Origin of the sequence: Ancylobacter sp. (genome assembly GCF_965249975.1) — a bacterium.
Classification (GTDB): Bacteria; Pseudomonadota; Alphaproteobacteria; order Rhizobiales; family Xanthobacteraceae; genus Ancylobacter.
Genome location: NZ_CBDFNE010000014.1, coordinates 21,570 through 33,234 on the forward strand (window position 1 = coordinate 21,570; position 11,665 = coordinate 33,234).

General features: G+C 68.9%; 12 protein-coding genes. 8 read left to right on the forward strand and 4 right to left on the reverse strand.

What is annotated here, in order from left to right; genetic code table 11:
- Positions 1–10: 10 nt before the first annotated feature.
- Together ACP2AH_RS10645 and ACP2AH_RS10650 are read right to left on the reverse strand one after the other, a co-directional pair.
- Positions 11–424, reverse strand: a complete 414-nt coding sequence (locus ACP2AH_RS10645) for a type II toxin-antitoxin system VapC family toxin (RefSeq protein WP_425105777.1) — start codon at positions 422–424, stop codon at positions 11–13.
- Complete coding sequence (locus tag ACP2AH_RS10650; protein WP_425105778.1) at positions 421–663, reverse strand: type II toxin-antitoxin system Phd/YefM family antitoxin; 243 nt, start codon at positions 661–663, stop codon at positions 421–423. The genes ACP2AH_RS10645 and ACP2AH_RS10650 overlap by 4 nt, the downstream gene beginning before the upstream one ends.
- 163 nt (positions 664–826) lie before the next feature.
- Between ACP2AH_RS10650 and ACP2AH_RS10655 the strand changes: the two genes are divergently transcribed.
- The 8 genes from ACP2AH_RS10655 (at position 827) to mgtE (ending at position 9,736) form a co-directional block, all read left to right on the forward strand.
- Positions 827–2,641: an ABC-F family ATP-binding cassette domain-containing protein gene (locus ACP2AH_RS10655; RefSeq protein WP_425105779.1), complete on the forward strand. Its 1,815-nt coding sequence runs from the start codon at positions 827–829 to the stop codon at positions 2,639–2,641.
- Positions 2,642–2,870: 229 nt separating this feature from the next.
- A complete protein-coding gene (locus tag ACP2AH_RS10660) occupies positions 2,871–3,677 on the forward strand; it encodes a TrmH family RNA methyltransferase (RefSeq protein WP_425105780.1) in 807 nt (268 codons plus the stop codon).
- 392 nt (positions 3,678–4,069) lie between these two features.
- On the forward strand, positions 4,070–4,678 hold the full coding sequence (locus ACP2AH_RS10665; RefSeq protein ID WP_425105781.1) for an aspartate kinase: 609 nt from the start codon (positions 4,070–4,072) through the stop codon (positions 4,676–4,678).
- Positions 4,675–5,232, forward strand: coding sequence for a flavoprotein (locus ACP2AH_RS10670; RefSeq protein WP_425105782.1), 558 nt, complete (start codon positions 4,675–4,677; stop codon positions 5,230–5,232). The genes ACP2AH_RS10665 and ACP2AH_RS10670 overlap by 4 nt, the downstream gene beginning before the upstream one ends.
- 1 nt (position 5,233) lies before the next feature.
- Positions 5,234–6,697 carry a DUF6513 domain-containing protein gene (locus tag ACP2AH_RS10675; RefSeq protein WP_425105783.1) on the forward strand — a complete coding sequence of 488 codons (1,464 nt, stop codon included), beginning with the start codon at positions 5,234–5,236 and terminating at the stop codon, positions 6,695–6,697.
- Complete coding sequence (locus tag ACP2AH_RS10680; protein ID WP_421697015.1) at positions 6,694–7,260, forward strand: DUF447 domain-containing protein; 567 nt, start codon at positions 6,694–6,696, stop codon at positions 7,258–7,260. The genes ACP2AH_RS10675 and ACP2AH_RS10680 overlap by 4 nt, the downstream gene beginning before the upstream one ends.
- A complete protein-coding gene (locus ACP2AH_RS10685) occupies positions 7,257–7,979 on the forward strand; it encodes a (5-formylfuran-3-yl)methyl phosphate synthase (protein WP_425105784.1) in 723 nt (240 codons plus the stop codon). The genes ACP2AH_RS10680 and ACP2AH_RS10685 overlap by 4 nt, the downstream gene beginning before the upstream one ends.
- 377 nt (positions 7,980–8,356) lie before the next feature.
- Positions 8,357–9,736 (forward strand): magnesium transporter, encoded by a 1,380-nt coding sequence (gene mgtE / locus ACP2AH_RS10690; protein ID WP_425105785.1) that lies wholly within the window; start codon positions 8,357–8,359, stop codon positions 9,734–9,736.
- A gap of 110 nt (positions 9,737–9,846) precedes the next feature.
- Here the strand turns inward: mgtE and ACP2AH_RS10695 are convergent, their stop codons facing one another.
- Complete coding sequence (locus tag ACP2AH_RS10695) at positions 9,847–10,647, reverse strand: formylmethanofuran dehydrogenase subunit C (RefSeq protein ID WP_425105786.1); 801 nt, start codon at positions 10,645–10,647, stop codon at positions 9,847–9,849.
- Positions 10,644–11,558 (reverse strand): formylmethanofuran--tetrahydromethanopterin N-formyltransferase, encoded by a 915-nt coding sequence (fhcD, locus tag ACP2AH_RS10700; RefSeq protein ID WP_425105787.1) that lies wholly within the window; start codon positions 11,556–11,558, stop codon positions 10,644–10,646. Before fhcD ends, ACP2AH_RS10695 begins: the two co-directional genes overlap by 4 nt.
- Positions 11,559–11,665: the final 107 nt, after the last annotated feature.

Below are 11,665 nucleotides of genomic sequence, written 5' to 3' on the forward strand. Positions count from 1 at the left end.
AACCCTGGAGCTAGCGGGAGGCGTCGATGACATGGACATGGCCGGCGTTACCATAATCGAGAATGGCACGGTCGGCGGTAAGCAGTGGAAAACCCAGATGCCGCGCCGTGGCGATGATCAGCCGGTCGGCGGGATCGGCATGCAGCGTGCCGGGCAGGCGCACACTGTCGACGGCGATGGCCGGCTCCAGCGCCGCCAGCCGCAGCGCCGGCAGGGCCAGAACCGTTTCCAGCCACGCGCCCACATCGTCGGCCAGCGCCAGCCGGCCCTTATGCACCAGCATGGCGATTTCCCACGGGGTGATGGCGGAGACGAACACGCCGCTAGCTTGCCCCGCTTCATCAATGGCCGCGCGCGCCTGCCCGCCGAGGCGGGCGTCATCGTCCAGCGCCCAGATCAGCACATGCGTGTCGAGAAGGATCACGAAGCGGCGGCCCAGTCGCCCGCTTCCGACACCGGCGCGAACGGATCGTCATAGCGGGTGACCACCCCGCGAGAAGCACCGATCAGCGACCGCGCCGGCGAGGCGGGGACCGGGCTCAGCACCGCCACCGGCTTGCCCCGGCGGGTAATGGTCACCGGCTCGCCGGTCTCGTTCATCTCATCGATCAGGCGCAGGCATTCGGCCTTGAACTGCGCGGCCGGGACGATCCTTGCGCTCATGAGCCTGCCTCCTGAAACATGTACATGATTTATGTACATCATAACCCCGTAATGGCAAGTCGCGCACCCGCCCGGTGCGACGCTCATCGCGGACATGGCTCCATTGTCGCCCCGGCGCGCCCCACCCCTTGCCCCCGCGCGGCTTTCCCCCTATCCCCGCGCCATGGCGCCTCCTCTTCTTCTGCTTCAAGATACCAAGCTCACCTTTGGCGGCACGCCGCTGCTGGAGGGGGCGGAGCTTTCCGTTTCCGCCGGCGAGCGCGTCGGCCTTGTCGGCCGCAACGGCTCGGGCAAATCCACCCTGCTGAAAATCGCCGCCGGCCTCGTCGCGGCCGATAGCGGCGCGCGCTTCGTGCAGCCCGGCGCGACGGTGCGCTATCTGCCGCAGGAGCCGGACCTCTCCGGCTTCGAGACCACGCTGGCCTATGTCGAGGCCGGCATGGGGCCGGGCGATGCGGAGTACCGGGCGCAATATCTGCTCGGCGAACTCGGCCTCACCGGCACCGAGCACCCGGCCAATCTCTCCGGCGGCGAGGCCCGCCGCGCCGCGCTTGCCCGCGTGCTGGCGCCGGAGCCGGACATTCTGCTGCTCGACGAGCCGACCAACCATCTCGACCTGCCGGCCATCGAATGGCTGGAAGCGGAGATCGCCTCGCTGCGCTCCGCCCTCGTGCTCATCAGCCATGACCGCCGCTTCCTGCAGGACCTCACCCGCGCCACCGTCTGGCTCGACCGGGGTCGCACGCGGCGCATGGAGCGCGGCTTCGGCTTCTTCGAGGAATGGCGCGACCAGGTGCTGGAAGAGGAAGAGCGCGACCAGCAGAAGCTCGCCCGCAAGATCGTCGCGGAAGAGCACTGGATGCGCTACGGCGTCACCGCACGGCGCAAGCGCAACGTCCGCCGCGTCGGCGAGCTCGCCGCCCTGCGCGCGCAGTTCCGCGAGCATCGCGGCGCCGTCGGCACCATTTCCGTCACCGCCACCGAGGCGGAAGTCTCCGGCAAGCTGGTGATGGAGGCCGAGCACATCTCCAAGGCCTATGGCGATCGCGTCATCGTGCGCGATCTCTCCATCCGCATCCAGCGCGGCGACCGCATCGGCATTGTCGGGCCCAATGGTGCCGGCAAGACCACGCTGCTGAAGATGCTGACCGGCGAACTGGCCCCGGACACCGGCAAGGCCAAGATGGGCACCAATATCGAGATGGCGACGCTCGACCAGCGCCGCGCCGCGCTCGACCCCAACCGCTCGGTGCGCGAGACGTTGACCGACGGGCGCGGCGACCAGGTGTTCGTCGGCGGCAATCCGCGCCATGTCATCGGCTATATGAAGGACTTCCTGTTCACGCCGGAACAGGCCGGCACCGCCGTCTCCAAGCTGTCAGGCGGCGAGCGCGGGCGGCTCTTGCTGGCCTGCGCGCTGGCGCAGGCGTCCAACCTCATGGTGCTGGACGAGCCGACCAACGACCTCGACCTTGAGACGCTCGACCTCCTGGAAGAGATGATCGACGATTATGCCGGCACGGTGCTGCTGGTGAGCCATGATCGCGACTTCCTCGACCGCACCGTCACCGCCACCATCGCCTATGAGGGCGACGGCCATTGGGAAGTCTATGCCGGCGGCTATTCCGACATGGTGGCCCAGCGCGGCCATGGGGTGAAGGCGAAGGCGGCCGCTGCGGCGGCGAGCGCGAAAGCTACGCCCGCCAAGGCGGGCGCCGCCCCGGCAGCCTCCGGCGCCAAGCGCAAGCTCTCCTTCAAGGAAAAGCACGCGCTGGACCAGCTGCCCAAGCGCATGGCGCAGCTGGAATCCGACATCGCCCGGCTCAACAACACGCTGCACACGCCGAATTTCTACACCCGCGACCCCGCCGGCTTCCAGAAGGCCACCGCCGAGCTGACCAAGGCCCAGGCCGAACTCGCCAAGGCCGAGGAGGAATGGCTGGAGTTGGAAATGCGGCGCGAAGAGCTGGAGGGGTGAACCCTTCTGCGCGTGGGACCTAAGGCCTGCGTGCTTCGAGACGCGGCGCGGCGCTCCTCAGCATGACGAGCGCGTGTTACGGGACCTCAGCCTCCTTCGTCACCTCGGGGTGACGAAGCAAACACTTCGTCATCCTGAGGTGCCCGGCACAGCCGGGCCTCGAAGGACGCACACCCTTCCCGCGCCTGCCCCCGCGCAGGCGTCTTTGTCGAACACGCCCGAACCCGCCATGCCCCGCCTCATCCCCCTCACCTCCCCCGACGACCCGCGCATCGACGCCTATCGCGTCATCAAGGAGCGCGATCTGGTGGGGCGCGGCGGGCGCTTCATCGTCGAGGGGCGCACGGTACTGGATGTCGCGCTCTCGCCCCGCAACCGATTCGCGCTGGAATCGCTGCTGCTGGCGGAAAGCCGGATCGAGGCGCTCGCCCCCCTGCTGGCGCAGGCGCCGCGCGACCTGCCGGTCTACACCGCCAGCCAGGCGATCCTCGACGGCATCACCGGCTTCCACATCCATCGCGGGCTGCTCGGCATTGGGTTGCGCGGCGAGATGCCGTCCATGGCGGCCACCATCGCCGCCCTGCCGCACGAGGCGCTTGTCGTGGTGCCGCTCGGCATCACCAATCACGACAATGTCGGCGGCATCATGCGCAACGCCGCCGCCTTCGGGGCGGATGCGGCGCTGTTCGACTTCGCCTCCTGCGATCCGCTGTACCGCAAGGCGATCCGCGTCTCGGTCGGCGGCAGCCTCATCGTGCCCTTTGCCCGCGAGGGTACGGCCGAAGCGCTGCTCGACCTCCTCGCCGCCGCCGGCTTCGCGATTCTGGCGCTCAGCCCCGCCGGGACAGCGACGCTGGACGAGGTGCGGCCCGCCCGACGCACCGCGCTGCTGCTCGGCGCGGAAGGGCCGGGATTGCCCGATTCCATCCTTTCACGCACCCGCACGATCCGCATTCCCATGCGCGGCGGCTTCGATTCCCTCAATGTCGCGACGACAAGCGGTATCGCACTACACGCGCTTGCCCGTGACCGGTAAACCACGCGTGAGATACGAATCAAGGCTCGACAATTCGGGGGCCGAGGCGCATCTTCAGCTGCACTTCTACAGGCGGCGTGCCGTCTGATTGATCGTCAACTTCCAAAGGCCCGAGGCATGTCCTCGGGCCTTTTTTCTTGGCGCCGCCCGCTTTGGCCGCAGCGCTTTTGCTGGTATGGCGGCAGGTGCGCGGCGTGCCTTTGGCCGGAAGGCGGAACCGCTTAGAGCACGTTCCGATCTGATTGCACCGCAATCAGATCGGTGAAACGTTCTCTATGCATCACTTAGAGACTGATTCACCGATCAGGTTGTTTCAACCTGATCGGATCAGGCTCTAGGCTGGGGAGCCTGAGCGACGCGGCCGGCCCGACGGCCCGAACGGAAGCTGAACGATGCCGGACCACCTCCCCCCTCCCCGCCCTGCCGTCGTCAAGCTCGGCGGCAGCCTTGTCGGCGCCCCCGCCTTGACGCCGCTGCTGGCGACGCTGGCCGGCCGGGGCGCGCCGCTCGTTCTCGTCGCCGGCGGCGGCCCGCTGGCGGATGGCGTGCGCGCGCTGCAGCCGCGCCTCGGCCTGTCCGATGCCGCCTGCCACCGCATGGCGATCCTCGCCATGGAGCAGACTGCCCACGCCTTCGCCGATCTCGCGCCCGGCCTCGCCCTTGCCGCCACGCCGGAGGAGATCGCGCAGGTGCACGCAAAGGGCCGCGCCGCGCTGTGGCTGCCCGCCGCGATGGCGCTGGCCGCCCGCGACCTGCCGGAAAGCTGGGAGCTGACCTCCGACAGCCTCGCCGCCTGGCTCGCCCACGCCCTCGGTGCCACGCGCCTGACGCTGGTGAAGTCGGCCCCCGCCCCCACCGGCAGCGGCCCGGCGGACTGGGCGGCGGCGGGGCTCGTCGATCCGCTGTTTCCCGCCTTCGCCGCCCGCCTCGCCGGCCCGGTCGAGGTGGCCCTGCCGGCGGCGCTCACCGCCGCCTCCGCCCAGAAGGACATCGCCGCATGAGCGCGACCAAGGGACTTTATCCGCGCTGGGCCTGGGCGCTCACCGGCTCCGGCCATTACTTCACCGAATCCATCGCCCTGATCAAAGCGCTGGACGCGGTGGACCTGTTCGTCTCCAAGGCGGCGGACGAGGTGCTGCGCATGTACAAGCAGGACCTGCCCAAGGACACCCGCATCTTCAAGGAGACGACGGCCAGTTCCGCCCCGGTCGGCCGGTTCTATGAGGGCCTGTACCACACGCTCATCGTCTCCCCCGCCTCCTCCAACACGGTGGCGAAAGCGGTGTTCGGCATTTCCGACACGCTGGTGACCAATTGCTTCGCCCAGGCCGGCAAGTGCCGCGTCCACGCGATCGTCTTCGCCTGCGACACCGCGCCTGAGATGATCACCATGGCGCCGAAAGGCCTGGTCTCGGTCTATCCGCGCCGCATCGACCTGGAGAACACCGCCAAGCTGAAGGAATTCGACGACACGGTGGTGGTCGAATCGATCGGCGATCTGGAAGCCGCCATCGCCGCGCGGCGCCTCCACCTCGCGGAAAAGGCCGCCACCTGACATGGCGGAGAACCCCGCCCCGCCCGCCCGGCCGGAAAAGGTCGCCCTCGTCACCGGCTCGCTGGCCGAGCCGCGCCTGACCAAAATCGCCGGGGAGATCGCCGATGCCAGCCTCGCCCCGGTGGTGGTCAATGTCGGGGTGAAGGTCGCGGCGCTGATGACGGCGGAGATCGTGGAGCGCCGGCTGAAACTGCCCGAGGGCACCGACCGCGTGCTGATGCCCGGTCGCTTCCGCGGCGATCTCGACCGGCTGGAGCGCTTCTTCGGCGTGCCCTTCACCCGCGGCCCGGACGAGATGGCCGATTTGCCGGATTATTTCGGCCAGAAGCGCCGGGCGGCCGACCTCTCGCAGCACGATGTGAGCATCTTCGCCGAGATCGTCGACGCCACCGTGCTCAGTGTCGAAGCCCTCGTGGAGCGCGCCCTGTTCCTCAGGGGCGAGGGCGCCGATGTGATCGACCTCGGCTGCCTGCCGGACACGCCCTTCCCGCATCTGGAAGAAGCCATCGCCGCCCTGCACGAACAGGGGCTGAAGGTCAGCGTCGATTCCTTCGATCTCACCGAGCTCACCCGTGCCACCCGCGCCGGCGCGGATTATCTGCTGAGCCTGAACGAAAACACGCTGGACGTGGCCAAGGAAGGCCCCGCCGTCCCCATTCTCGTGCCGGCGACGCAGGGCGATCTCGCTTCGCTCTGCCGCGCGGTGGACGCCTGCCTCGCCTCCGGCCAACCCTTCTTTGCCGACCCGATCCTCGACCCGATCCATTACGGCTACACCGCCTCCGTGGTGCGCTATGCCGAGCTGCGCCGGCGCTACCCGGACATTCCCATCCTCATGGGCATCGGCAATGTCACCGAGCTGACGGATGCGGACACGACCGGCATCAACGCCATCCTCATGGGCATGATCTCGGAACTGCATATCCAGGCCGTGCTGGCGGTTCAGGTGAGCCCGCATTGCCGCACGGCGGTGCGCGAATTCGACCGGGCGCGGCGGGAATACTTCGCCGCCCGCCAGGCCGGCGCGCTGCCGCAAGGCTTCGGCGGCGGGCTGATGGCGCTGCGCGACCGCAAGCCCTATGCCGCCTCGCCCGAGGAGATCACCCGTCTGGCGGGCGAGGTGCGCGACCGCAATTTCCGCATCGATGTCACCGAGGCCGGCATCCACATCTACAATCGCGACGGCCACCATGTGGCCAGCGAGCCCTTTGCGCTGTTTCCCCATCTCGGCGTCGAGGCCGACGGCGCACATGCCTTCTATCTCGGCGTCGAGACCGCGCGGGCGGAAATCGCCTATAAGCTCGGCAAGCGCTACGCGCAGGATGAGGGGCTGAAATGGGGCGCGGCGGGCGATATCGCCGGCAGCCCGGAGGCCGCCCACCGTTTGACATTCAAGGAGGCCGGCACGACCTTGCAGGCCAAAGCCAGCACCAAGGCCGCGCCGAAAGCCGGAGAGACGCCGTGATCCGTGAAGCCATCGTCACCACCCGCTCGCTCAATGGCGAGCCGCACATCGCCCCGATGGGCGCGACGGTGATCGAGGGCGGCTATCTGCTCATGCCCTTCCGCCCCTCGCGCACGCTGGACAATCTCGCCAGCACCCGCATCGCCGTGGTCAATTTCACCGATGATGTGCGCATTTTCGCCAGCTGCGTCGTCGGCCGCCGGCTGAATGTGGATGTGAAAAAGGCGACCTATATCGACTGCCCCCGCCTCGCCGATGCGCTCTCGCATGACGAGGTGACGGTGGAGCGCGCGGAGGACGACCCGCAGCGGCCGAAATTCTTCTGCAAGACCTATCATTCCGAAGGCCATACCCGCTTCGACGGCATGAACCGCGCCAAGGCGGCGGTGCTGGAAGCCGCCGTGCTGGTCAGCCGGCTGAACATGCTGCCGGACGAGAAGGTCGATCAGGAAATGGCCTATCTCGCCATCGCGGTGGAGAAGACCGCCGGGCCGGACGAGTTGGAAGCCTGGGGCTGGATGCTGGAGGCCGTGGCGGAACACCGCCGCCGGCGCGCCTCGTGAGCACGGCCGCGCCTGGCCTGCTGGCCAGCGTCACCGATCTGCACGAAATGGAGCTGGCGCGGGCCGGCGGCGCCGATATCGTCGATCTCAAGCAGCCGGCCTTTGGCGCGCTGGGGGCCTGGAGCACGCAGGCGCTCACCGCCGCCGTGATGCTGTGGAGCGCCTGGGGCGAGCAGCTCGGCGCGGCCGGGCGCCCGGCGCTCAGCGCCACGGTGGGCGACCAGCCCATGGTGCCGGCGCTGGTCCGCGCCGCCGCCGAGCGTGTGGCCGCCACCGGCGTGCCGCTGGTCAAGGTGGGCCTGTTCGTCTCCCCCCATGCCAATGAGTGCATCGAGGCGCTGGCCCCGCTCGCCAGCCGGGTGCGGCTGATCGGCGTGCTGTTCGCCGATGAAGCGCCCGATTTTGCCGTGCTCGCCGCGCTCGGCCGCGCCGGCTTCGCCGGGGTGATGGTCGACACCGCCGACAAGAAGGCGGGGCCGCTGACCGCGCATCTCGACCCGCTCACTCTGGGCCAGTTCGTCGCCGAGGCGCGCCGGCACGGGCTGATGACCGGCCTCGCCGGCTCGCTGCGGCTGGAGGACATCCCGGCGCTGGTCGGTGTCGGGGCGGACTATCTCGGCTTTCGCGGCGCGCTGTGCGAGGGCGGGCGCACCGGCACGCTCGACCCCGTGCGCCTCGGCCAGGTCCACGCCCGCCTGCGCGAACCGAGCGACCATTAGCGCGGCCCTTCGTTCCCCGGAAAGCCGCGCGTTCCACTACCGTCATCCCGGCCGGAGTGCAGCATAGAGCCGGGATCGCTTGCTGGGCGCGGGCGTGGAGACGATCCCGGATCGGTCCTGACGGACCGTCCGGGATGACGGCGAAGCCCGGATGCGTGCGGCATGCGTGCCGCCTTGACTTTACCATCGTGCAGGTTCATTTCCCCGCCCGCCGCGTGTCACCGCGGCGCAATTGGAATCCCCTAACCATGCCCAGCGACAGTACCAGTCGATTGTCCGGCCGGCCGCGGCCGGCGCTGTGATCCGGCATCGGGCCTGACCCGGTTTCGGCTCCCCGCGCCGCCCGCCAAGGGCCGGACAGCGGAAAGAGAGCCGAAATGGACGAACGGACGGAAGACCGCCGCGACGACGCGCTCGTGGATACCGCAGCCCTGGCGGCGGAACTCGCCGAGGAACACCCCGCAGATATCGCCGAAGCGCTGGACGAGCACGAGCCGAGGACCGCCTCGGCCCTGCTCGCCAGCCTGCCGCGCGAGCAGCAGGTGGAGGTGCTGGACGGCCCCGATGTCGATCTCACCAGCGAACTGATCGAGGCGCTGCCGGTCGAGGAGGCGGTGCGCCTCGTCTCCGACATGTCGGCCGACCGCGCGGCGGACCTGTTCCGCTGGATGGACGAGCCCGCCCGCTCGCATCTGTTCGCCCGCCTGCCGCACGAGACGCAGGTCGAGCTGAACAAGCTGCTGGCCTGGCCCGAGCACAGCGCCGGCGGGCTGATGACCACGGAATTCGTCACCGTTCCGTCGAGCTGGACGGTGGGCGAGACACTGCGCCATCTGCGCGAGATCGAACGCACGCGCGAGACCATCTACGCCATCTATGTGCTCGACCCCGCGACGCAGAAGCTGCTCAAGGCGGTGACGCTGCGCCGCCTGATCACCGGCGAGCCCGACGACCCCATTCTCTCCGTCGCGCCCAAGCACGACCCGATCACCGCCGACCCGCTGATGGACCGCGAGGATGTCGCGCGCCTCATCACCAAATACGACCTGCTCGCCGTCCCCGTGGTGGACGCCAACGAGCATGTGCTCGGCATCGTCACCGTCGACGACATGATCGACGCCATCATCGAGGAAGGCACCGAGGACGCGCAGAAATTCGGCGGCATGGAAGCGCTGGACGAGCCCTATATGGAAATCGGCTTCTTCAACATGCTGAAGAAGCGCGGCGGCTGGCTCTCCATCCTGTTCCTCGGCGAAATGCTCACCGCCAACGCCATGCAGCATTTCGAGGATGAGCTGGAGCGCGCCATCGTGCTCACGCTGTTCATCCCGCTGATCATGAGCTCCGGCGGCAATTCCGGCTCGCAGGCGACCTCGCTTATCATCCGCGCGCTGGCGCTGGGCGAGATCAAGCTGAAGGACTGGTGGCGCGTCGCCCTGCGCGAGCTGCCCTCGGGCCTCGTGCTCGGCTCCATGCTCGCCACGCTGGGCGTGACCCGCATCACCGTCTGGCAGCTCGCCGGCTTCCATGATTATGGCGAGCACTGGGTGCTGGTGGCGGCAACGGTGGGCGCAGCGCTGATCGCCATCGTCACCTTCGGCTCGCTGATCGGCTCGATGCTGCCCTTCGTGCTGCGCCGGCTCGGCTTCGACCCCGCCAGCGCCTCGGCGCCCTTTGTCGCCACCTTCGTCGATGTGACGGGACTGGTGATCTATTTCACCGTCGCGCTGGTCATCCTCAAGGGCACGCTGCTGTAAGGCGCACAACGTCATCCCGGCCGAGCGCCGCGAGAGCCGGGATCGTCCTACCTTGCGGAACACGATCCCGGATCGGCCTCTCGGCCGTCCGGGATGACAACCAACGGCCCTTACGCCCGCGCCAGCACCTCGCCCTGCCCGCCGATCAGCGTGTCGCCGACGATGCGGCGGGCATGGGTCCAGCCCTCCAGCCGGGCGGAAAGCTCCGGCACGCGGCGGGCGATGAGGCGCAGCGCCACGAGTTCATGCGTGCCGGTGTCGACGAAGCCGGCCGGCAGTTCCGGCACGGCGTCGACAAAAACAGTGCCGCGCTTCATGCCGCGCCCCATCAGCGGGCCGATGGCGCCGCCGACGCTCACCGTGCCGGCGATCATGTCGGTGGCGAGTCCCTCCCCGGCCTGGCCGGCGATGGTGATCAGCCCGCCGCGCTGGCGCTCGGCCGCGCGCGGGCCGGCATTGCCGCCAATCGCCAGCACCCCGCCGGAAAGCCCGCGCCGCGAACCCGATCCCGCCGCGCCAGCATGCGAGCCGGCATTGCCCGCCAGTTCGATCCGCCCGCCGGACATCTCGCTGCCGAGGAAATCCCCAGCGTCGCCGGCGATGCGCAGCACGCCGCCGCTCAGGCCGCGCCCGGCGAAGGCGCCGACCCGCCCGTCGACGATCAGTTCGCCCTTCGTCATGCCGGCGCCGACACCGTCGAGCCTGATATCGCCGATCTCGATCAGCAGCACGCCGTCGGGCGCGCCCTCGATGAAGAACAGTTCCGCCAGCTTCACGCTGCGCCCGCCATACGGCACCTCAAGGTGCTCCAGCTCGCGCAGCGGCAGCGGGCAGGTGACTTCCGGTGTCAGGCCCGAGAGGTCGACGCGGGCCTCGAAGGGCGCGCGCGGCTTGAGAGAAACCCCGCTCATGCCGTCTCTCCCGCACCCTGCATGATCTCGCGCAGCTTGAAATGGAACGGCCCGAGATTGCCGCCATAATTGCCGGCGTCGATCGCCACCACGCCGGCTTCCGCGCCCAGCGCGCAGACGGCGGTGATGCCCACCTTTGTCGCTTCCGCCACCGCTTCGAAGCTCACCCCGTCAATGACGATCTCCAGCACCGAGCCGACTTCAGGCGGAAGCTGGCTCGGCACCGTGCCGCGCAGCGTCGGGCAATAGGCATCGTTGGAGGAGGCGAACAGGCCCTTATATTTCGAACCGACCTTGGAGCCGGAGCGCACCACACCGCCGGGGAAGGGCAGGATGATGCCCGGCACCTGCACCATGGCCGCCACCGCCGCCTCGGCGGCTTTGAGCGCCTCGCCGCGCGAGCGGGCGAGGATGAGGAAATTGCCGCCGCCGACGCCTTCCACCGAGCCGGTGTCCTCGTCGCAGACGAACTCGCCTTCCATGACCGGCACGCGCCAGAAGCGCTTATCGCCGATCTTCTTGGAAATCTGGTGCCCGTCGCCGAAATAGCGGATGGTTTTCGCCAGCGGCACGCGCTTGCCGCCCTCGATGCCGGCATAGCAGGCCGTGGTCGGGCAGGTCAGCACGCATTGGCCGAGCCGCAGCGGCACTACCTTTTTCAGCGAGCCGAAATCCATCGCGAAGATCAGCAGGGAAACGCCCGGCCGCCCGTCCGGCGTCTCCTCGGGACTGAGCGTGCGCTCGATCCCGGCCTCGCAGCCGCAACCGATAACGGACGTGGCGAAGCCCGTGGTGGTGCGCCCGGCGATCAGCGCCCATTCCGGCGTGTCGGCGGTGACGATGAGCCGCGTGCCCACCATCGGAAAGGCTTCCGCGAAGGTGTCGCGGATCTCGACGCCATTGAGGATCATCGGGCGCCCTCCCGTAACGTCGACAGCACGCCGCAATCTTTCCGCCCTGCTCCCTCTCCCCGACGGGGAGAGGGTTGGGGTGAGGGGCCGGGACGCCCGGACGTGCG